General features: G+C 70.4%; 25 protein-coding genes and 1 tRNA gene. 16 read left to right on the top strand and 10 right to left on the bottom strand.

Features of this window, described 5'->3' with window-relative positions:
• The first annotated feature begins 2 nt into the window (after positions 1-2).
• On the top strand, positions 3-1,496 hold the full coding sequence (locus tag OG965_RS10860; protein ID WP_371651573.1) for an aldehyde dehydrogenase: 1,494 nt from the start codon (positions 3-5) through the stop codon (positions 1,494-1,496).
• Between the two features lie 130 nt (positions 1,497-1,626).
• Complete coding sequence (locus OG965_RS10855; protein WP_371651571.1) at positions 1,627-2,253, top strand: hypothetical protein; 627 nt, start codon at positions 1,627-1,629, stop codon at positions 2,251-2,253.
• On the opposite strand, the gene OG965_RS10850 is transcribed toward OG965_RS10855, so the two are convergent.
• Entirely contained in the window at positions 2,250-3,761 is a 1,512-nt protein-coding gene (locus OG965_RS10850; protein ID WP_371656907.1) for a GMC family oxidoreductase, read from the bottom strand. The genes OG965_RS10855 and OG965_RS10850 overlap by 4 nt on opposite strands.
• 42 nt (positions 3,762-3,803) lie before the next feature.
• Complete coding sequence (locus tag OG965_RS10845) at positions 3,804-4,052, bottom strand: DUF1653 domain-containing protein (RefSeq protein WP_371651568.1); 249 nt, start codon at positions 4,050-4,052, stop codon at positions 3,804-3,806.
• 583 nt (positions 4,053-4,635) lie between these two features.
• Between OG965_RS10845 and OG965_RS10840 the strand changes: the two genes are divergently transcribed.
• Positions 4,636-5,256, top strand: coding sequence for an NUDIX domain-containing protein (locus tag OG965_RS10840; RefSeq protein WP_371651565.1), 621 nt, complete (start codon positions 4,636-4,638; stop codon positions 5,254-5,256).
• A 24-nt stretch (positions 5,257-5,280) separates the two neighbouring features.
• Here OG965_RS10840 and OG965_RS10835 read toward each other — a convergent pair whose 3' ends face one another.
• Entirely contained in the window at positions 5,281-6,048 is a 768-nt protein-coding gene (locus OG965_RS10835) for an IclR family transcriptional regulator (protein WP_371651564.1), read from the bottom strand.
• A gap of 276 nt (positions 6,049-6,324) precedes the next feature.
• On the opposite strand from OG965_RS10835, the gene OG965_RS10830 reads away from it, so the two are divergent.
• Positions 6,325-6,846, top strand: a complete 522-nt coding sequence (locus OG965_RS10830; protein WP_371651562.1) for a hypothetical protein — start codon at positions 6,325-6,327, stop codon at positions 6,844-6,846.
• A gap of 210 nt (positions 6,847-7,056) precedes the next feature.
• Here OG965_RS10830 and OG965_RS10825 read toward each other — a convergent pair whose 3' ends face one another.
• Positions 7,057-7,377: a helix-turn-helix domain-containing protein gene (locus tag OG965_RS10825; RefSeq protein WP_371651560.1), complete on the bottom strand. Its 321-nt coding sequence runs from the start codon at positions 7,375-7,377 to the stop codon at positions 7,057-7,059.
• A 21-nt stretch (positions 7,378-7,398) separates the two neighbouring features.
• On the opposite strand from OG965_RS10825, the gene OG965_RS10820 reads away from it, so the two are divergent.
• Together OG965_RS10820 and OG965_RS10815 are read left to right on the top strand one after the other, a co-directional pair.
• The gene (locus OG965_RS10820; protein ID WP_371651558.1) at positions 7,399-8,400 is read left to right on the top strand and encodes a hypothetical protein; all 1,002 of its coding nucleotides are present in this window, start codon (positions 7,399-7,401) and stop codon (positions 8,398-8,400) included.
• Positions 8,401-8,495: 95 nt separating this feature from the next.
• The gene (locus OG965_RS10815; RefSeq protein ID WP_371651556.1) at positions 8,496-10,298 is read left to right on the top strand and encodes a hypothetical protein; all 1,803 of its coding nucleotides are present in this window, start codon (positions 8,496-8,498) and stop codon (positions 10,296-10,298) included.
• Positions 10,299-10,539: 241 nt separating this feature from the next.
• Here OG965_RS10815 and OG965_RS10810 read toward each other — a convergent pair.
• Positions 10,540-10,627: transfer RNA gene (locus OG965_RS10810), tRNA-Leu, on the bottom strand.
• Positions 10,628-10,817: 190 nt separating this feature from the next.
• Between OG965_RS10810 and OG965_RS10805 the strand changes: the two genes are divergently transcribed.
• From OG965_RS10805 to OG965_RS10795, 3 genes are all read left to right on the top strand, one after another.
• Positions 10,818-12,143 (top strand): M20/M25/M40 family metallo-hydrolase, encoded by a 1,326-nt coding sequence (locus tag OG965_RS10805; RefSeq protein WP_266991443.1) that lies wholly within the window; start codon positions 10,818-10,820, stop codon positions 12,141-12,143.
• Positions 12,144-12,356: 213 nt separating this feature from the next.
• Entirely contained in the window at positions 12,357-12,590 is a 234-nt protein-coding gene (chpH, locus tag OG965_RS10800) for a chaplin ChpH (protein WP_067156120.1), read from the top strand.
• A gap of 137 nt (positions 12,591-12,727) precedes the next feature.
• Entirely contained in the window at positions 12,728-13,546 is an 819-nt protein-coding gene (locus OG965_RS10795; RefSeq protein ID WP_371651553.1) for a chaplin family protein, read from the top strand.
• Positions 13,547-13,638: 92 nt separating this feature from the next.
• On the opposite strand, the gene OG965_RS10790 is transcribed toward OG965_RS10795, so the two are convergent.
• Complete coding sequence (locus OG965_RS10790; RefSeq protein ID WP_188275129.1) at positions 13,639-13,827, bottom strand: DUF5703 family protein; 189 nt, start codon at positions 13,825-13,827, stop codon at positions 13,639-13,641.
• Between the two features lie 47 nt (positions 13,828-13,874).
• Between OG965_RS10790 and OG965_RS10785 the strand changes: the two genes are divergently transcribed.
• Positions 13,875-14,540, top strand: coding sequence for a hypothetical protein (locus OG965_RS10785; RefSeq protein ID WP_371651550.1), 666 nt, complete (start codon positions 13,875-13,877; stop codon positions 14,538-14,540).
• Positions 14,541-14,630: 90 nt separating this feature from the next.
• On the opposite strand, the gene OG965_RS10780 is transcribed toward OG965_RS10785, so the two are convergent.
• Together OG965_RS10780 and OG965_RS10775 are read right to left on the bottom strand one after the other, a co-directional pair.
• Positions 14,631-16,955, bottom strand: a complete 2,325-nt coding sequence (locus tag OG965_RS10780) for a helix-hairpin-helix domain-containing protein (protein WP_371651547.1) — start codon at positions 16,953-16,955, stop codon at positions 14,631-14,633.
• Positions 16,952-17,935 carry an aldo/keto reductase gene (locus OG965_RS10775; RefSeq protein WP_371651545.1) on the bottom strand — a complete coding sequence of 328 codons (984 nt, stop codon included), beginning with the start codon at positions 17,933-17,935 and terminating at the stop codon, positions 16,952-16,954. Before OG965_RS10775 ends, OG965_RS10780 begins: the two co-directional genes overlap by 4 nt.
• A gap of 138 nt (positions 17,936-18,073) precedes the next feature.
• On the opposite strand from OG965_RS10775, the gene OG965_RS10770 reads away from it, so the two are divergent.
• Together OG965_RS10770 and OG965_RS10765 are read left to right on the top strand one after the other, a co-directional pair.
• Positions 18,074-19,129, top strand: a complete 1,056-nt coding sequence (locus OG965_RS10770) for an LLM class F420-dependent oxidoreductase (protein WP_371651543.1) — start codon at positions 18,074-18,076, stop codon at positions 19,127-19,129.
• Between the two features lie 226 nt (positions 19,130-19,355).
• Positions 19,356-20,144, top strand: a complete 789-nt coding sequence (locus tag OG965_RS10765; protein ID WP_371651541.1) for a ferritin-like domain-containing protein — start codon at positions 19,356-19,358, stop codon at positions 20,142-20,144.
• A 126-nt stretch (positions 20,145-20,270) separates the two neighbouring features.
• Here OG965_RS10765 and OG965_RS10760 read toward each other — a convergent pair whose 3' ends face one another.
• Complete coding sequence (locus OG965_RS10760; protein WP_371651539.1) at positions 20,271-21,287, bottom strand: magnesium and cobalt transport protein CorA; 1,017 nt, start codon at positions 21,285-21,287, stop codon at positions 20,271-20,273.
• A gap of 59 nt (positions 21,288-21,346) precedes the next feature.
• Between OG965_RS10760 and OG965_RS10755 the strand changes: the two genes are divergently transcribed.
• The 4 genes from OG965_RS10755 to mshC all read left to right on the top strand — a co-directional run bounded on the left by OG965_RS10755 (position 21,347) and on the right by mshC (position 24,928).
• Positions 21,347-22,045 carry a histidine phosphatase family protein gene (locus OG965_RS10755; protein WP_371651537.1) on the top strand — a complete coding sequence of 233 codons (699 nt, stop codon included), beginning with the start codon at positions 21,347-21,349 and terminating at the stop codon, positions 22,043-22,045.
• Between the two features lie 95 nt (positions 22,046-22,140).
• On the top strand, positions 22,141-22,731 hold the full coding sequence (locus OG965_RS10750; protein WP_371651535.1) for a DUF3090 domain-containing protein: 591 nt from the start codon (positions 22,141-22,143) through the stop codon (positions 22,729-22,731).
• The gene (locus OG965_RS10745; protein WP_371651533.1) at positions 22,695-23,567 is read left to right on the top strand and encodes an SCO1664 family protein; all 873 of its coding nucleotides are present in this window, start codon (positions 22,695-22,697) and stop codon (positions 23,565-23,567) included. Before OG965_RS10750 ends, OG965_RS10745 begins: the two co-directional genes overlap by 37 nt.
• A 131-nt stretch (positions 23,568-23,698) precedes the next feature.
• Positions 23,699-24,928 (top strand): cysteine--1-D-myo-inosityl 2-amino-2-deoxy-alpha-D-glucopyranoside ligase, encoded by a 1,230-nt coding sequence (gene mshC, locus OG965_RS10740; protein ID WP_371651532.1) that lies wholly within the window; start codon positions 23,699-23,701, stop codon positions 24,926-24,928.
• Positions 24,929-24,999: 71 nt separating this feature from the next.
• Here mshC and OG965_RS10735 read toward each other — a convergent pair whose 3' ends face one another.
• The gene (locus tag OG965_RS10735) at positions 25,000-25,524 is read right to left on the bottom strand and encodes a hypothetical protein (protein ID WP_371651530.1); all 525 of its coding nucleotides are present in this window, start codon (positions 25,522-25,524) and stop codon (positions 25,000-25,002) included.
• Positions 25,525-25,575: the final 51 nt, after the last annotated feature.

Below are 25,575 nucleotides of genomic sequence, written 5' to 3'. Positions count from 1 at the left end.
GCGTGTCATATCCCACTGAAGCATCCGAACGCCGCAGCCACGTCACCGGCAAGCTCGTGCCGGGCCTCGACCTGCGCCCCTTCATCGGCGGGGCGTTCGTCGAACCGAAGTCGGCAGCCACCCTGACGGTAACGGACCCCATGACCGAGCGGACACTGGCCACGCTTCCGGCAGCCTGCGAAGCCGATGTCCACGACGCGGTTACGGCGGCCCGCGCCGCCTTCGACGAGGGCCCCTGGCCCCGCATGACCCCCGATGACCGCAGCGCGGTGCTGCACCGGCTCGCCGACCTCATCGAGCGTGACCTGCCGGACCTGGCGCTGCTGGAGGCCACCGACGCGGGCAAGCGTTTCGCCGGCGTACGCGGCTGGGACATCCCCCACGCGGCCACCATGTACCGCTACTACGCGGACTGGGCGGGGCGCGTCTGCGGCCAGACACTGCCCAGCGCCGGAGCCATCCGCATCTCCACCCAGCGGGAGCCGATCGGGGTCTGCGCCGCCGTCATCCCCTGGAACTTCCCCTTCGCCTGCATGTCATGGAAGATCGCCCCGGCGCTGGCCGCGGGCTGCACCGTGGTGGTCAAGGCGGCCGAGCGGGCGCCGCTGTCTGCCCACGCGCTGGCCGCGCTGTTCGAGGAAGCGGGGTTCCCGCCGGGAGTGGTCAACGTGGTCACGGGCACCGGTGAGGTCGCCGGCCATGCCCTGACCTCGGACCCCCGTATCGACAGGATCACCTTCACCGGCAGCACCGAGACGGCACGAGCCATCACCCGTGACTCCTCGTGGCGGATGCCCCGCCTGACAACCGAACTCGGCGGCAAGGGGGCGAACGTGGTCTTCGCCGACGCTGATCTGGAGGCCGCCATCAGCAACGCCGCGGACGCCGTCTTCGACCTGTCGGGCCAGAACTGCTGTGCGGCCGCGCGCACTTACGTGCAGCGGGACGCGTACGACGAGTTCGTCGCCCGGCTGGTGACCCTGGCCAGGGAACGACGACTGGGCGATCCTCTCGACGACTCCTCCCAGCAGGGCCCCCTCATCGACCGGGACCACCTGCGATCGGTTCACGCGAAGGTGACAGCGGCTGTCGAGGCCGGCGCCACGTGTCTCACCGGCGGCTCACCGGCCGAACTCGGCGGGCTATTCTACGCGCCCACCCTCCTGTCCGAGGCGCCCGCCAACGCGCCGATCTCCCAGGAGGAGGTCTTCGGCCCGGTCGGGTGCGTCTACCTGTTCGACTCGGTCGACGAAGCGGTCGCGCTCGCCAACGACTCCGACTACGGCCTGTCCGCCTCGGTCTGGACCCGTGACACCGCGACGGCTGAGACGTTCGCCGACCGTGTCCGGGTCGGTACCTGTTGGGTGAACTGCTTCGGCTACTTCCTCCCCCATGTGCCGTGGGGTGGGACGAAGCTGTCGGGCAACGGCAAGGACCTCGGCCTGGAGGGCATCGAGGAGTTCCTCACCACGAAGGTCATCTACCGGGCTCCCTGACCTCGGCACCCTTCTGCAAGGCACCACCCCCGACCGAACCGACCCCGAAAGCCGGGCTGGCACAGTGGGACGACAGCCGTGGCTGCCTGTGAAGGCTGAGGGCCTGGCCACGGCCCTAGCTGGAGGTCGCATGGCCCACATACGCAACTACGTCGGCCAGCTACGGTTCTACTCCTACGTTGATCTGGTGCTCCTATTCTGGGCCCTGCACGCCAGCCTCCGGGTGGTGTGCGGGGCCAGCCTCCTGTGGTTCGGGTTCCTGATCCATCTCGAATGGCGCCATCGGGACCGCGGACGCCTGGGCTGGCACTGGTCGATATGGGCGCTGTTGTGGCTCGCGGCGTTGTTCGTCGTACCCGGCTATGGGACGGTCGCCTTCTACCTCTGCGCCGTCGGCTATGCGTACAAGAAGCGCTTCCGTTGGGCTGCCGCGGTCTCCCCGCTGCTCAACGGAATGCTGAAGACGTTCCTCTCGCTGGCGACACCGGCCACGACCGCGGGCTCCGCCGCCCTGGTCCTGGTGCTGATGTCGTTCCGGAACCTGCTCGGTGACATCAGAGACGCGGCCAAGGACGCCGAGGAGAACGTCATGACGGTGCCGGTGCTGGCCGGATACCGTCGCCCGACGCCCTATGTCTACCCGTGCGGGCTGGTGGCGACGTCCCTGACCTGGACGCTCCTGGGCGGGTTGCCCTGGTGGGCCTTCGCGGGAGCCCTGGCCGTGCAGGCAGGCACCTATCATTTGACTCCCCGTTAGGCAGCGGCCGTGCGGGGGGTCAGCCTGTTGCCCGGCGACGCTTCCGCCCACAAGGCCGCCATGCGCTCGGCCACCATCATGGTCGGCAGGGCCGTGTTCGCGGCCGGTATCACCGGCATCACCGATGCGTCGCACACCCACAGGCCGGAGATGCCGTGCACGGCGCCGGCCCAGTCGGTGACCGCCCCGCGCGCCGGGTCGTCGCCCATCCGGCAGGTGCCGACCGGATGGTGGTAGGTGCTGGACGCACGCCGCAGCCACCGCAGCAGCTCCGCGTCACCCTCCAGGACTGCGGCGGTGGGCAACGGCCGTGCGTCCGCCGCCCCGCGCATTGGCTCGGTCCGCAGGAGCGCGTAGGCCCGCCGAAGCCCTTCCCGCAACAGATCCACATCGGCGGGGTCAGTGAAGTAGAACGGCTCGATCACCGGCGGGGTGTGCGGCCCCGGTCCAATGAGACGGACCCGCCCGTGCGACGACGAGCGCATGACGCGCACGGACAGAAACGCCTCGGCCTCGTCCCGGCTCCTGGTCGGCGCGCAGGCACCGATCAGATGCAGGGCCACCCGGTCGGGTGCCCGGTTCGGGTCCGCGGCGGTGATGAGCACCTGGTACCGGGGCTCCAGGGGCGGCACCGCCGGTGTCGTCCACCGCACGCTCACCCCCGGGTGGTCCTGCAGATTGCGGCCGACACCGGCCAGGTCCGCATGCGTCTCGATGCCCAGCCCCGCCAACTCCCCGCCGGGGCCAACGCCGGACCTCAGCAGCAGCACACAACTGCCGTACGTTCCGGCCGACAGGACCACCGCGCCGGCTGGCACGTACTCGCCTCCCACGAGCCTGACGCCCAGCACCCTGCCCCGGCGTATCACCACATGATCGACCATGGTCTCCGCACGCAGTACGAGGTTCGAACGCCCCCGTGCACGGGCCAGATGGACCGCGGCAGTACTCAACCGCCGCCCCTCCCACGAGGTAACCGGAGCCGGCCCTGCCCCCACTGCACCCGGTCGGTTGTGATCGTGCACCACCGCGCAACCGGCCTCCCACGCCCCCCGTAGCAACGCAGAGTTGAAGGACGTCAACGCGTCCCTCGAGTACCGCTGTACGCGGACCAGACCCTCCTGGCCGTGGTGTTCGTCGTCGGGGAAGTCGGTATCCGTCTCCAGCGAGCGGAAGAAGCCAGACACCTCCCGGAACGACCACCGGCTGCCTCCCGCCCGTGCCCAGGCGTCGTAGTCGTCCGGATTGCCCCGCACGGCAAGGCAGGCGTTGGTCGCCGAACAACCACCCATCACCTTCGCACGAGGAAGCGGCTGGGCCGGGTTGAACGGGCCGGCCGAGGCCGTGTACGACCAGTCGTGGGACACCGTCAGGTCGGAACACGAGGCGAGATCCCGCGGTTGCCCACCGGCCCGGTAGTCCGGGCCGGCCTCGAGCAGCAGAACCCGACGCGCTCCGTCCCGCGACAACCGATCGGCCAGCAGACAACCAGCCGTACCGGCCCCCACTATCACCAGATCGGGCGTCACCGCGGATCCGGCCGTCAACGGTCAGTGGGTCTTCCCCTGCCCGTCTCCCACGAACCGGAACCTGGGTACGCGCCGCCCGTCGACTTCCACTTCCTCCAGGAAATTGTCGACCGGCCTCACCCACGTGTGCCGATCGCCGTAGGCAGGGGAGTGGAACAGCGCATGGTAGACGACCACCTCCGAGCCCACCTGCTCGTCCGTCCCCTGACCGAGTACGAGGTGTCCGGTACCGGTCACCTCGTAGAGGTGACCGGTGAAGTGCGCATGCATGCCCATCCTGACCATGGGCTTTTCGCTCGCCCCGCTACCCTGGTAATTACTGACCGCCACTGTTGTGACCCTCCATACTCGCTGGGGCGGCCATGCTACCGACGCCAGACAACGGGAGAGTCGATCTCTCGCAACAAGGACAATTGTGGACGGCTTAGAGTCTACAGAAGAACAACACCTTGCTTTCAACGGCCGGTTGAGTAACTGCCGTAGCGCGTATTGACCTGCTGCATTGTCGCGTGGAGCAGAACATACGCCCCTCCAGGCCGGTATGGCGTAGATCCTCGTGACTCGCGAACAGGCAGTAATGCCACGGCGGCGAGCTCCAGACACGAAACCAGCATGTTGTTCTTCTGGAGGTCCTAAGACCGGCCTCCCACATCCCGCACAGACCGGCCATCAGGCAGGCAACCTGACTGACTCGCTGGCCGCAGAGGTCCCACGCGCTACACTAACGGCGGTGGCACAGCCGTGCGTCGGCTAGGCCGCCATCACACTGCTAGGACCCCATCTGACTGGGCCTGTCCACCTGGGCACCAATTTCAGACACGTTTTCCGACAGATCCCCGCCTTCGCAGCATCCATGTGGCTTGCTACTACCCAGACACGGATCAGGTTCGCCGCATTGAGCACCGAGATGAAACTCGTGTCGATCCAGGGCGCGAGTAGCCGGTTAACCGGCCATGTGTCAGGATCGGACCGTGCCTGTTTTCCTGGACGCTGCCGAGAGTTCAATGGCCCTGCCGTGCCGCCTCCCAGGATGCGGCGGGTGGTGTTCGTCGCGGTGCTGAGCTCGGACGGGCGGCTTGTCCTGGTGACAGACGACCTGCCTGGAGCTCTCCCCCGATGGCTACTCCCTTCAGGGTCCGCCCGAGCCACAGAAACCTACCGTGAGGCGGCAGTGCGCGTACTCCGCGATGCGGTCGGCGCGATGCCGGTGCGCGGGGGCACTGTTGAAGGATGCCGCTGGGCTCAGGTGCCTGTGCCCGTAGGCCGGAGCCGTCGAGAGGCGCACGTGTTCATCTTTCGTCTCGCTGCGGCTGGCGCTCCGCCGGATCATCTGTCCTGGGGAGCGACGCGCTGGGCGGGGCCTGAGCAGTGGCAGGAGTTGTGCACACGGTGCGATCTGCCAGATGTGGATGTGCTGTTGACGGGATACCTGGAGGGGTGGATCCCGGACGGGCGGATCACGTTGGGGCCTTGAGTCCCGGCGCCTCGGCACCCGCTATCACTCTGCCCTGGCGATCGTGGTGGCGGTCTCCTGCAGGGCCGTCGCAACCGCTGGCATGTCCTGTTCGCGCAGACGTACGGCGGGTGCGTACACGGAGATCGCGGCGAGCGGTTCCCCGATGCGGTTGCGGATGGCCACGCCTACGCCGTGCAGGTCGTGTGCACTTTCCTCGAGGTCTGCCGCCCATCCTCGGACTCTGACTTCCTCCAACTCCACCTCGAGCAGCGGCCACTCAGTGATGCTTCCTGCCGCCGTGGCAGGGAGCACGGCCGGCAGTATCGCGCGTACATCTGCCGGGTCGCGCAGTGCGATCAGGGCCTTGCCCGCCGCTGTGACGTGGGCGGGGAGCTCCTGTCCGAGCGGAACGCTGACGCGCAGGACATGCCGGCACTCGATTCCGTCGAGTAGTCGGACGACGGCCGCATCCAGGGAGTACAGGCACACCGTCTCCTGCAGCTTCTCGGAGAGCTCCTCCAGGGGCCTGCGCGCTTGTCGTCGGACGTCCAGCTGGGCGATCGCGGCCAGTCCCATGCGTACGAGCTGCGGCCCCGCTGAGTATCCGTGCTGACCAGGATCGTGGCGGAGGAAACCCGTGCGCTGCAGGGTGACCAGGATGCGGTGTGCAGTGGAACGTGAGATACCGAGCTCCCGGGCGGTTTCGGTAACACCGACTTCCCCCCGGTCATACGCCAGGACGAGAACATCCAGGGCCTTCGTCACCGACGCTAAGGCCTCCGTCGCCGACAGATGCTTGCCATCCACCATGAAGGAACCGTAACGCTCAAACGTTCCCGGAGACCGGGAGCTTCGACAGATCCACACGTCAGGATTCTGTGATGGCACGTCTCACAGTTCCGGTGCGGCATCACTCGAACCCGGCGAGCCAACTCTGCACCAAGATAGGTCGATCCTGCGATAACCCCGACCGGACTTGTCGTGCTTGAGCGCAGTGCTGACCGTTTGATAGCGCCTCACAGGAACTGCGTGCGTGCCACAGTGTGCCGTCCCTACACTGGCAGCGGCCTTCCTTAGGAGTTCGCTATGGCGGGATACCGGACCAGCGCACCTGCGTCAGACAAGGGTGTCTACATCGGCCAGGCCCGGCATGCCGTGAAGGAGCTGATCACTTCACTGCGCGGCGAGTTGGCGACATTGGAAGCTGTGTACGCGATGATGTGCCAGGGCGCCGAATCCACCGATGTCCGCGAAGAGCCGCTGGACACTGGCGAGGACGCGGAAACCGCCCAGCCTTGCCGGGAGGGTCCGTCTGAAGTTTCTGTCGCCGACGAGGATCCTTCGCCCGAAGATGCGCGCCCGGGGATTGGCACTCGGACCCTGGGGCCACCGCGTAACGGAAGCATGCGCGATGCGATCCTCACACTCCTGTGCGCCGCTCAAGAGGCAATGTCCATCACCGATATCGCGGCGGCGGTGCGCCCGGGAGCGGACGCGACGGTCCGCTCATCCGTAGGAAAAACCCTCAACCGTATGAAGCAACTTGGCGAGGTGGAAAACGTAGCACCGGGAATGTTTCGGGCCGTGCTGTCATCCCGGGCTGCTTGATCTACCCGAGAACGACCCTAACCCAACAAGCAGGCCTCCCTCGATTAGCGGTCGAGGGAGGCCGCCAAACACGCGAACGGACGCTTCTCCTAGCAGGGTTCCGGTCCGTCGCGCACGTTCACTCTAGCGCTCCCACGGGTGGCGCTATAGGGCGTCTGCGCCATTCCGCACTTGAGCGTGCACGACTGACCTCAAACAGGCAATTGGGGGTCAGTCATGAGCACTTTGGGTCGCATTCGATCCGGGCCAGAGCGCGAGACCCAGGGCACGCTCCAGCCGGCAGACCGTCAGCACATCCGGCCAGGTGGCGCCCGCCAGCAGATCGCCGATGGTCTGTCTGCCGACGTTGCTCTGGGCGGCCAGTGCACGCAGCGAGAGCTCCGGCCTCTCACGCAGGGCGGCGGCGAGGCGGCGGGCAATCGTCTGGACCACCGCCGCGGCGGGCTCCCTGGCGATCCGGGCATCCGGCCACTCCTCCGGATCGACGGCGTAGCTCCATGGCGGCGCCGTGCGCGCTCGGCCTCCGGTCATAAAGATGCGTTCCTTCAGATCGTGATCGACACTGACACCAGTGGCCGGTTAACCGGCCACCTGTCATGGGCCTTGCGCCTGGAGGTCGCTGTGTCGAATCGCCTGCTGGCCTACGCACCGAAGGCGGAGACGGTGCCGCCCGCCCAGTGGCGCCGCATCGCTCCGGTCGTCCGCTCGCTGGGATTCATGGCCGTCGCAGCGGGACCCTACGGCCCAGACGTGGTCATGACGCCGCTCGCACGGCTGGTCGCCTGGGTCGAGTCCCAGGGCCTCCTGCTCGAACCCTCGGTGATCCTTGACCAGAGCACTGTCGAACGGTTCATCCTCGTCGGCTGCCGCGACATGGCCGCCAACAGCCGCCGAACCTGCAGCAGCCAGCTGCGCCGGGCCTCGGAAGCACTCCTGCTGGACCAGCTCGGACAGCATCCGCCGATCCGTCTGAAGGCCACCGCCGCCCCAGTGGCCCCCTACCCGCCGGCAGAAATCGCCTACTGGCTGATCTGGGCGCAGAGCCTGCCCACCCCCGCCCAGCGGCGCAACGCCTGTCTTCTGTTCTGTCTCGGCCTGGGTTGCGGGCTTGCCGTTGAGGATCTTGCGTACGTTCAGGGGCGGGACATCCTCGCGGGCCCCACCGGCCGGGCACTGGTCAAGGTGCACGGGCGCCGTCCGCGCACTGTCGTATGCCGGTACGCCTACGAGGAACTGCTGCTGGCGGAAGCCGCCCACATCCCGGCAGACGCGTACGCCTTCCGGCCGGACTGGCAGGACCGCACCAGCAAGCACATCGCATCGGACTGGCTGGCCAGGTACCCGCGGATCATCGGCCGTTGTGACGGTGCAGTGCTGCAGACCCAGCGGCTGCGCACGACCTGGCTCGTCGATCTGCTGAATGCAGGTATTCCGCTGAAGGTGGTCCTCAAAGCGTCCGGACTCGGAACCCTGCACAGCCTCTCGCGCTACCTCGTCTTCCTCCACGACGTGCCCGAAGCGGAGGCATCCGAGCTGTTGCGGGGGGCGGCATGAGCAGGAAGAACCCGGAGGACAAACCTTGCCGGCGTACCGGCCTCGCTTTACGCCCTGCACCGCAGGCCCCCGGCCGTACCCTCAGCGACCGCGTTGTGAGGCAGGTCTTCGACCTCGTGCGCCACAGCGGAGTAGTGGAACGCCTTCCCTCCAACGAGCACCGGCCAGGCCCGAAGGGCTTTCCGTTCCGCACAGTGCTGATCGGCCTGATCTTGTCGCAGTACATGGGCAAGAGCGCGAACATCAACGACGCGTGGGAGACGCTCTTCTCCGCCTTGTCTCCAGGGTCCAAAGCCCTCCTTGACGTCCCCGACGTCGACCTGCACATCCGCGAGGGCGCAACACGAGAAGAAATCGACCGCGTCGCGCACCACCAGTACGCGACGTCGAAGCGCGTCTACCGGTCCTGGTCCTCGATGACCCGGCGTCTCGACCCTGCACCGCACGACCGCCGCAAGCGGCTGTCCCTCAGCGAGGCCAAGAAGATCCGACGGAAGTGGAATGCCCACGACAACCAGGACACTGTACGCAAGCTGGAGGCCATCGCCCAGGATCTGATTCTCGCTCCGGTGATGGCTTCCTACCGGCGCGGCGACTTCGCTCGGTGGCCTGGCCACATCGCGGTCGACGACACTCCGGTTCCGGTCTGGGGCAAAGAGCCGGACTACCACCAGGACCGGGCCTCGCTTGAGATCACCGCCGGGATGTACGTGAAGGGAGGAACGCAGAAGAAGCCGGGGCCCAGCGGCAAAGCTGCGGCCTCCGCGAACACTGGCACCCGGCGCGGCACGGCAAACAAGCCACCGCCTCGCAAGACCAAGTCGGGACAGGAGGAGAAGGCCAAGGCGCCGGAGAAGAGAGAGTTCCGCTACGCCATGATGGCCGCGTTCCCGGGCCATGGCCATGGCGACCTCGCCGGCGCCTACCCGGCGGTCTGCCTCGGCATGATCCTTCACACCCCCGGCACTGAACCCGGCCCGGCCGCCCTGCGCGCCATCCAGCCAGCCTTCGAACGAGGCCTGGTCAAAGACCTGTTCTGTGCCGACCGGGGCATCACCCAGGCCAAGCCTCACAACCTGCATCTGCAGCTGCTCAAACTCGGCCTCAACGCGGTGAAGCACTACAACGACGACAAGGTCGACCGGCAGGGAGAGTTCCGCGGCATGCAGCTGGTCGGCGGCGAGTTCTACTGCCCGCTGATGCCCACCTCGCTCATCAATGCAGGCGCCACATACATCGACAGCCGCACGGACGAGGACCGCGCCCACGCACTCAACCTGATCCAGTCCCGGAAGGACTACCAAACCAAGATCAAGGAATACGGGCCCGCAGGAGATCAGCGTCGACAGTGCCCCGCCCTCGGGCCGCACGCCACGGTCACCTGCTACCGCCGGCCCCAGCCACGCCCATCCACCGTCGTCGACCTCGACGCCCCCACTGTCCGCACGTCGGCAGCCCTGCCCACCATCCCTAGGCCCAAACGGGACCCCCCCGTCTACCCCGACATCTGCAGGGGGAAGAGCATCACCGTCCCGGGCACCGTGTTGGCCAAGTGGCGGCAGAAATACCCCCTGTTCACCCCTCTGTGGCAGGAAGCCTGGTCCGGACTGCGCAGTCAGAATGAGGGCGGCAACGGCAACCTCAAGAAGTCCGCCCTCGACAGCATCGACAATCCCCAGCTCCGCCTGCCGCACGGACGCGTCGCACAGACCCTGCTCAATGCCGTCATCATCTTCGTGGCGAACCTCAGAGCCATCCGACGGTTCCTCCGCGACCAGGGCATCCAGCCCCGCAAAGCCGGCACGCAGAGCACCGCAACCCGACTCGGTGCGTACTCCGATCCACCGCAGGCGCGACCGCTCCCGACCGAGCAGGCCGAGCCTCCGCCACGCGAGTGACACACCCCAGCCGCGCCCCGCCCCCTGAAAACCCCACATGCCTGCGCCACGGCTACCAGCCGTCGCGCAGGCATGTCTTGTTTCCGCTGGTGAGAGGCGCAGTGCCTGGACCGCCACCGCCTCACCCCCTCATCGAGCCGATCACGAGGCTCAAGGCCCCAGAAACGACGAATTACCGGCGAGTCACATGACTCGCCGGTAATTCGTGAACGCTTCGGGACGATCTCGTGAACGTCCCAAGTGGTGTCCGAGGGGGGACTTGAACCCCCACGCCCGATAAAGGGCACTAGCACCTCAAGCTAGCGCGTCTGCCATTCCGCCACCCGGACAAGGTGTCTGTCTCGCGGGCCGTGCCCGTTCCGACGTGGAAAACAATAGCAAACATCTGGGGGTGCTCGATCACCCCCGTGGCCTGCGTGAACGTCGTATGTCGACGGGAAGCCGCCCTTGGGCGGGCGGGGGCGTGGGGGGAGGATGAGGAGGACTCTGGAAGCGGCAGCGGCAACGGGAGGAAGCAGCGTGAGCGAGTCGAAGGCGGCGCGGGGCGTGACCGGCGAGGACGAGGTCGTCGACCTCTGTCGCGATCTGATCAGGATGGACACCAGCAACTACGGGGACCACTCCGGTCCCGGCGAGCGGGCGGCGGCCGAGTACGTGGCCGAGAAGCTCGCGGAGGTGGGGCTCGAACCGAAGATCTTCGAATCGCACACCGGGCGGGCCTCCACCGTGGCCCGGATCCAGGGCGAGGACCCGTCGCGGCCCGCGCTGCTCATCCACGGCCACACCGATGTCGTCCCGGCCAACGCCGACGACTGGACGCACCACCCGTTCTCGGGCGAGATCGCGGACGGCTGCGTCTGGGGGCGCGGCGCGGTCGACATGAAGGACATGGACGCGATGACCCTCGCGGTCGTACGGGACCGGCTGCGCAGCGGCCGCAAGCCCCCGCGCGACATCGTGCTCGCCTTCCTCGCCGACGAGGAGGCGGGCGGCACGTACGGGGCCCGCTACCTCGTCGACAAGCACCCCGACCTGTTCGAGGGTGTGACGGAGGCGATCAGCGAGGTCGGCGGCTTCTCGTTCACCGTCAACGAGAACCTGCGGCTCTACCTCGTGGAGACCGCCCAGAAGGGCATGCACTGGATGAAGCTGACCGTGGACGGCAGCGCCGGGCACGGTTCGATGATCCACAAGGACAACGCCATCACCGAGCTCTCCGAGGCCGTCGGGCGGCTCGGGCGGCACAAGTTCCCGGTCCGCGTCACCAAGACGCTGCGGCACTTCCTCGACGAGCTCGGCGACGCGCTGGGCACCGAGCTCGACCCGGAGAACATGGACGAGACGCTGGCCAAGCTCGGCGGCATCGCCAAGCTCATCGGCGCCTCGCTCCAGAACACCGCCAACCCGACCCAGCTGGGCGCCGGCTACAAGGTCAACGTGATTCCGGGGCAGGCGACCGCGCACGTCGACGGCCGCTTCCTGCCGGGGTACGAGGAGGAGTTCCTCGCCGACCTCGACCGGATCCTGGGGCCCCGGGTCCGGCGCGAGGACGTGCACGCCGACAAGGCGCTGGAGACCACCTTCGACGGGGCGCTCGTCGACGCCATGCAGACGGCCCTGGTGGCCGAGGACCCGATCGCGCGCGCCGTGCCGTACATGCTCTCGGCCGGCACCGACGCCAAGTCCTTCGCGGACCTGGGAATCCGCTGCTTCGGCTTCGCGCCGCTGAAGCTGCCGCCGGAGCTGGACTTCGCCGGGATGTTCCACGGCGTGGACGAGCGGGTGCCGGTGGACGGCCTGAAGTTCGGCGTACGGGTCCTCGACCGGTTCATCGACGCGTCCTGACCTGGGCAGGTCCACGGGTGCCGGGCACGCACGGCACCCGTGGACCTCTCAACGGCCACTTTGCTGAAACGAAAAGCCAACAATCGTCCAGGCGTGCGCAGTTGACTGAGAAGAGTGAATGCGTTCATAAGCTCGTAGCCCCATAACTTCTCCGTCGTTACAGGGTGTGCGGTCCGCGGCTGGGATCGCACCTTTGCCAACAAGGAGGAAGTAATGATCAAGAAGGTCGTCGCTGCTGCGGCTGTCACTGGTGGTCTGGTTCTCGCGGGTGCGGGCCTCGCCGTCGCCGACGCGGGTGCGCAGGGTGCTGCGGTGGGCTCCCCCGGTGTCGCCTCGGGCAACGTCATCCAGGTTCCGGTCCACGTGCCGGTGAACGTCTGCGGCAACACGATCTCGGTGATCGGGCTGCTGAACCCCGCCTTCGGCAACACCTGCGTCAACAAGTGACGTCGAGCCTGAACCCGTGAGGGTCTGAGTCCGGCGGCCCCGGAGTGCGCGCCATGCACTCCGGGGCCGCCAGGCACCCACTCCCGGGCGCAACGGTGTCCGGGAGCATCCGGAAGGTAGAAGGCAGGGAACAACCTATGCGACAGGTCACCAGAAAAGGCCTGATCACCATGGCCGCCGCCACCGGCGTCATCGCCATGGGCAGTGGCTACGCACACGCCGACTCGAAGGCGAACGGCTCCGCGACCAACTCCCCGGGCGTCCTGTCCGGCAACGCGGTGCAGGCGCCCATCCACGTGCCGGTCAACGCGTGCGGCAACACCGTCAACGTCATCGGGCTGCTCAACCCGGCGATGGGCAACACCTGTGTCAACAAGGGTGGTTCGCATCACGGCGGCGGCGGTGCCACGGCCCACGGCCACGCGAGCGACTCGCCCGGCGTGGGCTCCGGCAACAGCGTCCAGGCGCCCGTCGACGTCCCGGTCAACGCCTGCGGCAACGGCGTCACCGTGATCGGGGCCCTCAACCCGGTCTTCGGCAACGACTGCGCCAACGTGTCCGGCGACGGTCACCACGCCGGCACCCCGCACCACCCCGGCAAGCCCGGCCACCCCGGCCACCCGGGAAAGCCGGGCCACCCCGGCAAGCCCGGTGAGCCGTGCGAGGGCGAGCACCCGGGCACGCACCACCCCGGCACGCCGCACCACCCGGGCAAGCCCGGGGACGCGGTCAAGCCGATCCACCGGACCAAGCCCGGCCAGCACCCGCACACCCCGGGCACTCCGGGTACCCCGGCCGCTCCGCACGGCCCGGGCACCCAGGCCGTGACGGCCCCGCAGGCCGCCGGGGCGCTGGCGCACACCGGGTCGGACGCGGTGGGCATCGCCCTGCCGGCCGGTGCGGGTCTGCTGCTCGCCGGTGCCACGCTCTACCGCCGCGCCCGCTCCGGCGCGTAAGTGGAGCCGCGCACCAGAGCGGCAGGAATCAGACAGAACGGATCGGGCCCCGCGACCGCGGGGCCCGATCCGTTTTCGTCACACGATGTCCGTCACCACGTGGCGCGCAGCTGGCGGATGATCCGCCTGCGCAGCCGCACCCTGCGGCTGCCGTCACGCAGCAGGCTCAGTCGCTCCAACTCCCAGTGTCCGTACTCGGCGTGGTCGGTCAGCAGGCGTGTGGCGTCCTTGCGGGAGACCCCGCGAGGCACGTACACGTCGACAAATTCGTATTCCGGCATCGCATCTATTGTGCGGGCAGAGCCCTGGTACGGATAGCGTCTGCACTATGTCTGATGCTGCGCAGCCCTCCGCTGCCGAGGTACGTGCCGCCGCCGACGCGGTCAAAGCCGCGCTGGACCGCCACCTGGAGGCGGTGGAACGCCGCACCGGGGACGACGATCCGGCCGTGTACGACGCGTTCAACGCCCTGGCGGCCGCTGCCGAGGCGTACGACGAGCGGCTCTACGACCGGTACGACGAGGTCACCCCCTTCGAGATCCCGGGCGCCGACGACTCCCTGCCGCCCTACACGGGCCCGGAGGAGCCGAACGCGCTGAGTGTGCTGATCCGCCGTGACTACGCGGTGGTGGAACCCCAGCGGCTGCTCGCCCAGGCCCAGCGGATCGCGGACCTGGACCCGGAGGCGAGCGAGTCGGCCGAGGTGGACCGGGCGGCCGCTGTCGTCGGTACGAGCGTGCACGCGGCGCTCGGGGTGCTCTTCGGGGAGTACGAACCGGACGAGATCGCCTCCCGGCACAAGGAGTTCGGCCTGGAGGAGGGCGACTCCACGCTGTGGGTGTCGGCGGCGGACGAGCCGCCGGAGCCGGGGGAGTGGCTGAGCACGCCGTTCGACCACGCGGATCCGCAGCGGGTGGTGTGCCGGTTCGACGTCAGCGCGGTCTTCGACGAGGACGAGCTGGAGGACGAGGACGACCTGCCGGGGGCTTCGTGACACCTCCGGCGTTCTGACGCTTTTCGCGGACAGCCTCCGTGCCCGTACGGGCACGGAGGCTGTCGCGTATCGGCGGCGGGGCCCCCGGGGCTACTCCGCCTCGGGTGTCCGCAGCAGGGCCATCAGAAGGGGCGTGAGCCGGGTCGTACGCGCGGGGGCGGGCACCTCGGCCACCGCGCGCGGGAGTGCCTGGTCCACGCCGTGGACCACGGACAGATGGCGCTCGGCGCGGCCGAACGCCGTGTAGACCCACGCCCGGCTGAGCCCCTGCGCCGCGTCCCCGGGCAGCACCGCCACGACCGCGGGCCAGCGCGTCCCGGCCGCCTGGTGGGCGGTCAGGGCCCAGCCGTGCCGCAGCGCCGACTCGACCCGCTCCTTCGGTACGACGAGCGGCTCACCGGCGCAGTCGAGGTGCAGCCCGTCCGGGCCCGCCGAGCCGACCACGCCCACCGAGGTGCGCCCGGGCGCCTCCGCGTACGCCACGCGGTCGCCCGGGTCGAAGCCCGCGAACCGGCCGGGGCCCGGGTTGAGCCGCTCCTTCAGGGCGGCGTTCAGCGCCCGCGTACCCGCCGAGCCGCCGTGGCCGACCGTGATCACCTGGGTCTGCTCGGCCGGCACCCCGATCGCGCGCGGCACCGAGTCCGCGACCAGCTGGACGCAGCGGTGCACCGCCTCGCCCGCGTCCCGCACCGGGACGATCACGACCTCCTTGCCCGGCGCCTCGACCTGGCCGAGCTCACCGGCGCCAATCCCCGAGACCAGCTCGCCGATCGGGCCGGGGTCCGGGGTGCGCGACGCCACGTGCGGGACCGCCCGGGCCGCCAGTACATCGGCGAACACCCGGCCCGCGCCCGCCGAACCCAGCACCTCCGGGTCCCCGCCGAGCACCAGACGGCAGCCGTCCGGCAGGGACTCGACGAGCATCGCCGCGCCCTCCACGTCGAGCTGCGGGGCGTCCTGTACGACCAGCACGTCCAGGGCGAGCGCCCCGTCCTCGTCCCGGCCCGGCCCCTCGGCCCCGGAGAGCAGCGCGGCCACGGTGAACGCGCGCTCGGTCCCCACCGCCCCGGCGAGCCGGCGCCGCCCGTCCCTGGTGTGCGCGGCGGCGGCCGCCCGCAGGCCGAGGCCGTGTGCGGCGGTGACCACGGCCGCGGACTCGGCGCGGGCGGCCTCACCGCCGGAGTGGGTGACCAGGCCGTTGCCCGCCACCGCCCTGATCAGCTCGGCGGCGGACGGCGAGGGGGCGGCCGCCGCGGCGGCCGCCCAGTCCGAACCGTCGTCCTTCACGGGGGCGTTGGCGAGCCGGGCGAGACCGTCGGCGAGGCTCTCCTCCGCCAGCGCGTACCGGTCGAGGCCGAGCAGCACCTCGACAGGGACGGTCTCGTCCGCCTCGTCCTCCGCCTCGTCCTCTTCGTCGTCGGCCGTCCCACCGTCCAGCGCGGCCACTCCGTCCTCGAAGACCAGCACCACGCCCTCGCTGATCACGTGCCGTACGGCCTCGTCCGGGTCCGGCACCGAACGCTCGGCCAGCGCCGCCTTCACCGCCGCGATCGGCAGCGCGGTGTGGCCCTGGACCGACGCGCGCTCCAGGGCCCAGGCGACCAGCGCGGCCGCCCGGCGCGGGTCGTCCGGGCCGCACTCCGCGCCGAGCAGCGCCCGGGCGAAGCCGTCGGCCTGCTCGGGGCGGACCCCGGGCACGGCGAGCAGCTGCCAGGGGTCGGTCCGCAGCACGTCGGCCGCCTGCTCGCCCAGGGCGTCCGTGACCTGCGGGGCCAGCGAGTCCGGCGCTCCGCCGTCGCTCAGCACGGCCCGCACCGCGGCCAGCGCCTCCGGCCCGGCGGCCACGCGCGCGGGCTGCGGCGCCTGCGTCCGTACGGGCGCGGGGGCGTCCGGTAGCGGGGCGGGGCGGCGCGGGGCCGGGGCGGAGGCGAAGAACGACGCCCCCGGCTTCTCACCGCTCTCGACCGCCCGTACGGCCGCGAGCAGGTCGGCGGCCTGCCCGCTGAGCTTGGTCCCGGCCGCGACGGCCCCCTCCTTCTCGGCCTTCCGCGCCTCGATCCGCGCCCGCAACTCGCGCTGTGCGGCGAGCTCGGCCTGGGCCTCGGACAACTCGGCGGAGCCGTCACCGGTCCCGGCGGCGCCGTCGGCGCCCGGGGCGGGGGTGTCGGCGCCCTCGGCCGCCGGACCCGCCTCGTCCGCGGCTTCGTCCGCGGCTTCGTCCGCGGCGCCGTCCCCGGCCGAGCCGTCGGGCGCGTCGGCCGCGTCCTCGGCGGCCGGAGCCGAGTCCTCCGCGACCTCCCCCGCGCCTTCGGGTGTGTCGGCTGCCTCGGCCACTTCGGCCGCACCGGCTTCTTCGGCGCCTTCGGCGCCATCGGCCCGGGTTCCGGGGGCCGTCCCCGGGGGAAGCGCGGTCACAAGGTGCTCCAGTCCTGGTCGGGATAGCGGTGCACGGGCGCCGACACATCGTCCAGCGCCCGGCAGATCTCGTCTGGAAGACTAAGCGCCTCCACTGACAATGCCGCCGCGAGCTGCTGCGCGTTGCGCGCGCCGACGATCGGCGCGGTCACTCCGGGCCGGTCCCGCACCCACGCGAGCGCGACTTGCAGCGGCGTCGCCGCGAGGCCGTCCGCGGCTATCGTCACCGCGTCGACGATCCGGCTCGCCGCCTCGTCCAGATACGGCGCGACGAACGGCGCCAGCGCCTGGGACGCCCCGCGCGAGTCCGCCGGGGTGCCGTTGCGGTACTTCCCCGTCAGCACCCCGCGCCCCAGCGGCGAGGACGGCAGCAGCCCGATCCCGAGGTCGAGCGCGGCCGGCAGCACCTCCCGCTCCACACCGCGCTGGAGCAGTGAGTACTCCATCTGCGTACTGGCCAGCCGGGTTCGCACGCTCGGGGCGCCCAACTGCCAGGTAGCGGCCTTCGCGAGCTGCCAGCCGCAGAAGTTGGACACGCCCGCGTACCGCACGCGGCCGCTGCTCACCGCGATGTCCAGGGCCTGGAGCGTCTCGTCGAGCGGGGTCTGCGGATCGAAGGCGTGGACCTGCCAGATGTCGACGTAGTCCGTGCCGAGACGTTCCAGCGACTCGTCGAGCGCGGCGAGCAGATGGCCGCGCGAGCCGTCGAAGCGCCGGTCCGGGTCGGGCACGCTGCCCGCCTTGGTCGCGATGACCAGATCGCGGCGCGGCACCAGCCGCTCCACCAGCTGCCCGAGCAGATATTCGGCGTCCCCGCCCCCGTACACGTCCGCCGTGTCGACCAGCGTGCCGCCGGCCTCCCAGAACGCCTTCAACAGATCGGCGGCGTCGTGCTCGTCGGTGTCCCGGCCCCAGGTGAGAGTGCCGAGCCCGATCCGGGATACGCGCAGGCCCGTACGGCCCAGGTGCCTCTGCTCCATGGGCGCTGAGATTACTGGCCATGGCGCGAGCCGGTGGGGCCCTGTGGACAACTCGGCTCCAGGAGCCCTGCCGTCCCGCCCGCCCGCGCGCTAGAGTCCCCCGGAACAGGGACGTTACTGATCAGTAAGGGGACCGTCATGCGGCTCGGGATCAACCTCGGCTACTGGGGCGCCGGAATGGACGGCGACAACCTCGCCGTCGCCCAGGAGGCCGACCGGCTCGGCTACGACGTCTGCTGGGCCGCCGAGGCCTACGGCTCGGACGCGCCCACCGTCCTGGCCTGGGTCGCCGCCCAGACCGAGCGCATCGACGTCGGCTCCGCGATCCTCCAGATCCCGGCCCGCCAGCCCGCGATGACGGCGATGACCGCCGCCACCCTCGACTCGCTCTCCGGCGGCCGCTTCCGCCTCGGCCTCGGCGTCTCGGGCCCGCAGGTCTCCGAGGGCTGGTACGGCGTCAAGTTCGACAAGCCGCTCGCCCGCACCCGCGAGTACGTCGAGATCGTCCGCCGGGCGATGACCCGCGAGCGGCTCAGTTACGAGGGCGAGCACTGGACGCTGCCGCTGCCCGGCGGTCCCGGCAAGTCCCTCAAGCTCACCGTCCACCCCGAGCGCGAGCACATCCCGCTCTACATCGCCGCGATCGGCCCCAAGAACCTGGAGCAGACCGGCGAGATCGCCGACGGCGCGCTGCTGATCTTCCCCTCCGCCGACCACCTGGAGGACACCGCGATCCGCCACATCCGGGCGGGCCGCGAGAAGGCGGGCAAGACCCTGGAGGGCTTCGACGTCTGCCCGACCCTGCCGCTGGCGCTCGGCGCGGACGCCGACGTCCCCGCGCTCGCGGACATGTTCCGCCCGTACACCGCGCTCTACGTCGGCGGCATGGGCAGCTTCAAGCAGAACTTCTACAACCAGCTCGCGCAGCGCATGGGGTACGAGAAGGAGGCCGCCGAGATCCAGGAGAAGTACCTCTCCGGCGACAAGGCGGGCGCGGCCGCCGCCATCCCGCACCAGCTCATCGACTCCACCACGCTGCTCGGCTCGGTGGAGCGCATCGCCGACCGGATGCGGGCCTACGCCGCCGCCGGGGTCACCACTCTCACCCTCGCCCCGGCCGGCTTCACGCTGGACGAGCGGGTGGCGGCGCTGCGGGCGGGCACCGAGGCGCTGGAGCGCGCCGGTCTGGCGTAGGGCGGAACGGGAAGTCCGCGGCCGTGGTGGGGGCTCGGGGGGTCTTCCCCGCCACGGCCGTCACCCCGAACAACGCGCCGTGCGCCGAGTGGGTTACGGGCGGACACACCCCCGTCCGTTCCTTCGTTCGGCCCAGTGGAGAGGCACCCCTGTTGCCCCGTTCTGTCCTCCGCACTTGACTTGCTCTTTGCAGATGTCTGTACGGGAGTCATGCGGAGGTACGGCGATGCTTTCGGCCAAGAGCCTGTTCCAGGAGATCCTCGACAACGACGAGTCGTTCCGGCTCTTCTGCTCGATCGCGGCCAGCGGCGAGACGCAGGGCGGCTGGGAGAACGGCCGCATCTCCGCGCTGGTCCCACCGGAGCAGCGCGAGCTGGCCCCCAAGATCGCCCGGCACGGCGCCGACGAGGACAAGCACGGGCGGATCTTCAACGCGCTGCTCAAGAAGCGCGGCCTGACCCCGGTCCCGGTGCCGGCCGACACCGACTACACGATGCTCCTGGAGCGCCACGGGATCGGGCTCGCCCATGAACGGCTGCGCGCCGAGCGGCCGCTGACCGAGCAGGACGTCGTCACCTACCTCTCGCACAGCCGGGTCACCGAGCAGCGTGCCGCCGACCAGATGGTGATGCTGGTCAGGTACTTCGGGGACCATCCCGACGTCGGCCGGGCGATCCGGATGATCAGCAACGACGAGGACAACCACCTCGCCTACTGCCACGAGGAGCTGCTGCGCCTGGCGTACGCCGGGCACGGCCGCACCATCCAGCGCGTGCTGCGCGAGTGCGCGCTCGCCGAGATCCGCGTCTACCGGGACGTCAGCCTCGCCGTGATGGCGCACATGGGCCGCATCCTCGGCTGGCCGAAGGCCAAGTCGGCGGCGCTGACGGCCGGGATCCACGGCGTGTACGCCTACGAACGGGCCGGCGGCTGGCGCCGAATGGTCACCCTGGCGATGCCGGAGCACCGCGACGCACTGGGCGGACCGGCCGCCCCGGCGCCCGGGTTCGCGTGACCGCGCGGCTCTAGGGTCTGTCCGGTGGATCTGGTCGGCTTCGGCGCGGAGCGTCGGCAACTGACGACAACGCCGCAGATGGGCGTGCCAGACCCCCGCGTGCCGACCAGATCCACCGGACAGACCCTAGAGCCAGCCGCGGCGCTTGAACGTGCGGTACAGCAGCACTTCGAGCGCCGCCATCAGCGCGAGGACCGCCGGATACGCCCAGACGTACCCCAGCTCCGGCATGTGCTCGAAGTTCATGCCGTAGATCCCCGCGACCATCGTCGGCACCGCGGCCATCGCCGCCCACGCGGAGATCTTCCGCATGTCGTCGTTCTGCCGCACGCCCATCTGTGCGAGATGGGCGGAGAGGATGTCGGAGAGCAGCCGGTCCAGGCCCTCCACGCCTTCGTTGGCGCGGGTGAGGTGGTCGCTCACATCACGGAAGAACGGCTGTGCCTTGTCGTGCACGAACGGCACCCCGGCCCCGGAGAGCCGCTGCATCGGCTCCGCCAGCGGCCCGCTCGCCCGGCGGAACTCCAGGACCTGCCGCTTGAAGGTGTAGATCCGGGACGCGACCGTGCTCCCGTCGCCCGGGGCGCGGCCCTTGCCCTCGCGGCCGACCGGCGCGAAGACCTCCGCCTCCAGCTCCTCCAGGTCCGTCTGGAGCTCGGCGGCCACCTCCGTGTAGTGGTCGACGACGGCATCGCTCACCACGTACAGGACGGTCGTCGGGCCGTGCCGGAGCAGTTCGGGCTCGGCCTCCAGGCGCATGCGCACATCGTGCAGCGGTGCGCCCTCGCCGTGCCGGACCGTCACCACGAACGAGTCGCCGATGAACAGCATCAGCTCGCCGGTGCTGACCTTGTCGCTCTCCTGCTCGTACGTCACCGGCTTGAGGACCACGAACAGCGAGTCGTCGTACACCTCCAGCTTGGGTCGCTGATGGGCCGTCAGCGCGTCCTCGACCGCCAGCGCGTGCAGCCCGAACTCGCTGCTGACCAGGTCGAACTCGTCCTCGGTGGGCTCGTACAAGCCCAGCCACACGAACGCGTCCCCGGCCGCCCGGGCCTCTTCCAGCGCATCGGAGTAGTCCGGCGGGCCCTCGGTGCGGCGGCCGTCCCGGTAGATGGCGCAGTCGACGATCACGGCGCGCATTCTTCCGCGAACCCGTACCGGGCGCACCCGCTCGCGCCGCTCGGCCTACGCTGGCGGACATGGCCACGCTGATCCTCGTACGTCACGGACGCTCCACCGCCAACACCTCCGGTGTGCTGGCCGGGCGCACGCCCGGTGTGCTGCTCGACGAGCGCGGCGCCGCCCAGGCCGCCGCGCTGCCCGCCCGGCTCGCCGGACTGCCGCTGGCCGCCGCCGTCTCCAGCCCGCTGGAGCGCTGCCGCGAGACCCTGCGGCCTCTGCTGGAGGCGCGGCCCGGGCTGGAACTCCACACCGACGAGCGCATCAGCGAGTGCGACTACGGCGACTGGTCGGGCCGCAAGCTCGCCGAGCTCTCCGAGGACCCGCTGATGGAGGTGGTGCAGCAGCACCCGTCGGCCGCGGCCTTCCCGGGCGGCGAGTCGATGCCGGCCATGCAGCAGCGCGCCGTCGGGGCGGTGCGCGAGTGGAACGCGCGCGTGGAGGCCGAGCACGGCCCGGACGCCGTGTTCGTCATGTGCTCGCACGGGGACATCATCAAGTCGATCGTCGCCGACGCCCTCGGAATGCATCTGGACCTCTTTCAGCGGATCTCGGTGGAACCGTGTTCCCTGACCGCGATCCGCTACACCCGGCTGCGCCCGTTCCTGATGCGCCTGGGCGAGACCGGGGACTTCGGCTCGCTGGCGCCGCGGGCGGCCAAGGAAAGCGAGGCCGCCGAGGGGCGGGCCGTCGTCGGGGGTGGCGCGGGAGCACCGTGATCGCCGGGCGCAGTAGGGTGGACGGGCTGAAAACACCGCGCTCCGCCCCGGCGGGCCCGCATCCACCGCTCAATCCGACATAGGGAGACCAGGACGTGTCCCGTCAGGTGTTCTTCTACGACCCACCGGACCGCTTCGTGGCCGGTACGGTCGGGCTGCCCGGGCGCCGTACGTTCTTCCTCCAGGCGTCCGCGGGCAGCCGTACCACCAGCGTCGCCCTGGAGAAGACCCAGGTCGCGGCCCTCGCCGAGCGGATCGACGAGCTCCTGGACGAGGTCGTGCGGCGCACCGGCGGCAACGCGCCCGTCCCGGCCGTCGCCCCCGCCGACGTCACCGACACCGCGCCGCTCGACGCGCCCGTCGAGGAGGAGTTCCGCGTCGGCACCATGGCGCTCGCCTGGGACGGCGAGGAGCAGCGCATGGTCATCGAGGCGCAGGCCCTGGTCGAGCTCGACGCCGACTCCGACGAGGACCTCGCCGAGGCCGAGGAGCGGCTGCTCCAGGACGACGAGAACGGCCCGCCGATGCTGCGGGTCCGCCTCACCGGCGCCCAGGCCCGCGCCTTCGCCAAGCGCGCCCTGGACGTGGTCAACGCGGGCCGCCCGCCGTGCCCGCTGTGCAGCCTGCCGCTCGACCCGGAAGGACACGTATGCCCGCGCCAGAACGGATACCGACGGGGAGCCTGACGGCGGTGGAACTGCTTGCCAAGGGTGAGCTCACCGTCCGCGGCCGGATCCGCGAGGCGTCCAACGCGGTGCTGTACTGCTCCGTCGCGTACGAGGGCGAGAGCGCCCACTGCGTCTACAAGCCGGTGGCCGGGGAACGCCCGCTGTGGGACTTCCCGGACGGCACCCTCGCCCAGCGCGAGGTAGCCGCCTACGAGGTCAGCGCGGCCCTCGGCTGGGACCTGGTGCCGCCGACCGTGCTGCGCGACGGGCCGTACGGCGAGGGCATGGTCCAGCTGTGGATCGAGACGCTCACCGAAGAGGCCGGCGACGCCGAGGGCTCCGACGACGGCCAGGGCGCCGAGCAGGCCGACGGCGGGCTGCTCGCGCTCGTCGACGGGGAGGAGCCGGGCGAGGGCTGGAAGGCGGTCGGGCTCGCGGACGTGGGGGAGGGCCGCACGGCGCTCCTGGTGCACGCCGACGACGAGCGGCTGCGGCGGCTCGCCGTGCTCGACGCCGTGATCAACAACGGCGACCGCAAGGGCGGCCATCTGCTGCCCGCCGAGGGCGGCCGCCTCTACGGCATCGACCACGGGGTCACCTTCAACGTCGACGACAAGCTGCGCACACTGCTGTGGGGGTGGGCGGGCGAGCCGCTGACCGGGGAGGCGGTGGCGGCGCTGACCCGTCTCGGGGCCGTGCTCGCCCCCGGCGAGCCGCTGGCCACCCGACTGGCGGAGCTGATCACCGCGGCCGAGCTGGACGCGCTGCGGGACCGGGTGGCGGGCCTGCTGGCGGACGGGGTGCACCGCAGCCCGTCGGGCGAATGGCCGCCGATTCCCTGGCCGCCGGTGTAGCCCGGCACAGGTGACGTAACGGGACAAGCGGGATCCATGCACGGTGGGCCGGGTCCGCGCAAGACCACGTATTCGGCCAAGAGCGCACATCCGGTTCGAATATGGAGCGTGCGTCCGGTTACGCTCATGACATGCATGCCTGGCCCGCTTCTGAGGTCCCCGCCCTGCCCGGCAAGGGCCGCGACCTCCGGATCCACGACACCGCGACCGGCGGTCTTGTCACCCTCGACCCCGGTCCCGTCGCCCGTATCTACGTCTGCGGCATCACCCCGTACGACGCGACCCACATGGGTCACGCGGCGACCTACAACGCGTTCGACCTCGTTCAGCGCGTGTGGCTCGACACCAAGCGGCAGGTGCACTACGTCCAGAACGTCACCGACGTGGACGACCCGCTCCTGGAGCGCGCCATCCGCGACGGGCACGACTGGACCGCGCTCGCCGAGCGTGAGACCGCACTCTTCCGCGAGGACATGACCGCCCTGCGGATGCTTCCCCCGAAGCACTACATCGGAGCCGTCGAGGCGATACCCGGCATCGTGCCGCTCGTCGAGCGGCTGCGGGACGCGGGCGCCGCCTACGAACTCGACGGGGACGTCTACTTCTCCGTGGAGAGCGACGCCCACTTCGGGCAGGTCTCCCACCTCGACGCCGAAGCCATGCGGCGGCTCTCCGCCGAGCGCGGCGGCGACCCCGAGCGCCCCGGCAAGAAGAACCCGCTCGACCCGATGCTCTGGATGGCCGCCCGCGAGGGCGAGCCGAGCTGGGACGGCGCGAGCCTGGGCCGCGGCCGGCCGGGCTGGCACATCGAGTGCGTCGCCATCGCCCTCGACCACCTCGGCATGGGCTTCGACGTGCAGGGCGGCGGCTCCGACCTCGCCTTCCCGCACCACGAGATGGGCGCCTCGCACGCCCAGGTGCTCACCGGCGAGTTCCCGATGGCCAAGGCGTACGTCCACGCCGGCATGGTCGCGCTGCACGGCGAGAAGATGTCGAAGTCCCGGGGCAACCTGGTCTTCGTCTCCAAGCTGCGCCGCGACGGTGTCGACCCGGCGGCGATCCGGCTCGCGCTGCTCTCGCACCACTACCGGGCCGACTGGGAGTGGACCGACCAGGTCCTCCAGGACGCCCTGGAGCGGCTCGACCGCTGGCGCGCGGCCGTCTCCCGCCCCGACGGGCCGTCCGCGGACGCGCTGGTCGAGGAGATCCGCGACGCCCTCTCCCACGACCTGGACGCCCCGACGGCGCTCCTGGCCGTGGACCGGTGGGCCGCTCTCCAGCAGTCCGACGGCGGTACGGACGAGGGCGCGCCCGGCGTGGCCTCGCGCGCCGTCGACGCGCTGCTCGGCGTGGCCCTGTAAGGCCGTAGAAGAAACAGCACGGCGCCGGGTGGGCACTGCCCACCCGGCGCCTTTTCGCGTACGTGCCGGTGCTACTGGCGGTTCACCACGACGGCCTGGATCGTGCCCGTCTTGGTGTCGAAGAACCCGATGACCTGCTGGCCGAAGGCGAAGGCCTCCTGGACCGCGTCATGCGTGACCTGGTTCGGGTTCACCAGCGGGTGCCAGTTGTTGGCGATGAACAGGTACAGGATCGACGGCTGGCCGGGCAGCGGGGTCACCACGTCCCAGAACTTGGTGGCGATGCCGCTGGTCACCGAGGCCGCCTCGACGGCGCTCGGCAGCACGAGCGGCTGCTCGGTCTGCTGCATACCGCCCATCGGCTGCCCCATCTGCTGGAGCAGCTGCTGGAAGGGCTGCTGCTGACCGAGCTGCTGGAGCTGCTGCTGGATCTGCGGCGGCGAGGTGCTGGGGCCCTGCTGCTGGTCGTGCGGGCCCTGCTGCTGCGGGAACCCCTGCTGCCCCTGCGGGAACCCCTGTTGCTGCGGGAAGCCCTGTTGCTGGCCGTACTGAGGCTGACCGTACTGCTGCTGACTCATCTGCGGGGTGGTGCTCATACGGGTGTCACCTTCCCTGTGTCGATGCGTGGGTCGGTCATGGGTGGGTCA

The sequence above is a fragment of the Streptomyces sp. NBC_00224 genome, assembly GCF_041435195.1.
GTDB lineage: Bacteria > Actinomycetota > Actinomycetes > Streptomycetales > Streptomycetaceae > Streptomyces.
This window is presented reverse-complemented; position numbering and strand designations above follow the sequence as displayed.

What these genes read in the sequence shown, in the direction of transcription:
- OG965_RS10855 (WP_371651571.1), top strand. Translation starts at nt 1,627, where the DNA reads ATGGCCCACATACGCAACTACGTCGGCCAGCTACGGTTCTACTCCTAC.
- OG965_RS10845 (WP_371651568.1), bottom strand. Translation starts at nt 4,052, where the DNA reads ATGCATGCGCACTTCACCGGTCACCTCTACGAGGTGACCGGTACCGGA.
- OG965_RS10840 (WP_371651565.1), top strand. Translation starts at nt 4,636, where the DNA reads ATGTGGCTTGCTACTACCCAGACACGGATCAGGTTCGCCGCATTGAGC.
- OG965_RS10835 (WP_371651564.1), bottom strand. Translation starts at nt 6,048, where the DNA reads ATGGTGGATGGCAAGCATCTGTCGGCGACGGAGGCCTTAGCGTCGGTG.
- OG965_RS10830 (WP_371651562.1), top strand. Translation starts at nt 6,325, where the DNA reads ATGGCGGGATACCGGACCAGCGCACCTGCGTCAGACAAGGGTGTCTAC.
- OG965_RS10825 (WP_371651560.1), bottom strand. Translation starts at nt 7,377, where the DNA reads ATGACCGGAGGCCGAGCGCGCACGGCGCCGCCATGGAGCTACGCCGTC.
- chpH (WP_067156120.1), top strand. Translation starts at nt 12,357, where the DNA reads ATGATCAAGAAGGTCGTCGCTGCTGCGGCTGTCACTGGTGGTCTGGTT.
- OG965_RS10795 (WP_371651553.1), top strand. Translation starts at nt 12,728, where the DNA reads ATGCGACAGGTCACCAGAAAAGGCCTGATCACCATGGCCGCCGCCACC.
- OG965_RS10790 (WP_188275129.1), bottom strand. Translation starts at nt 13,827, where the DNA reads ATGCCGGAATACGAATTTGTCGACGTGTACGTGCCTCGCGGGGTCTCC.
- OG965_RS10785 (WP_371651550.1), top strand. Translation starts at nt 13,875, where the DNA reads ATGTCTGATGCTGCGCAGCCCTCCGCTGCCGAGGTACGTGCCGCCGCC.
- OG965_RS10775 (WP_371651545.1), bottom strand. Translation starts at nt 17,935, where the DNA reads ATGGAGCAGAGGCACCTGGGCCGTACGGGCCTGCGCGTATCCCGGATC.
- OG965_RS10770 (WP_371651543.1), top strand. Translation starts at nt 18,074, where the DNA reads ATGCGGCTCGGGATCAACCTCGGCTACTGGGGCGCCGGAATGGACGGC.
- OG965_RS10765 (WP_371651541.1), top strand. Translation starts at nt 19,356, where the DNA reads ATGCTTTCGGCCAAGAGCCTGTTCCAGGAGATCCTCGACAACGACGAG.
- OG965_RS10760 (WP_371651539.1), bottom strand. Translation starts at nt 21,287, where the DNA reads ATGCGCGCCGTGATCGTCGACTGCGCCATCTACCGGGACGGCCGCCGC.
- OG965_RS10755 (WP_371651537.1), top strand. Translation starts at nt 21,347, where the DNA reads ATGGCCACGCTGATCCTCGTACGTCACGGACGCTCCACCGCCAACACC.
- OG965_RS10745 (WP_371651533.1), top strand. Translation starts at nt 22,695, where the DNA reads ATGCCCGCGCCAGAACGGATACCGACGGGGAGCCTGACGGCGGTGGAA.
- mshC (WP_371651532.1), top strand. Translation starts at nt 23,699, where the DNA reads ATGCATGCCTGGCCCGCTTCTGAGGTCCCCGCCCTGCCCGGCAAGGGC.
- OG965_RS10735 (WP_371651530.1), bottom strand. Translation starts at nt 25,524, where the DNA reads ATGAGCACCACCCCGCAGATGAGTCAGCAGCAGTACGGTCAGCCTCAG.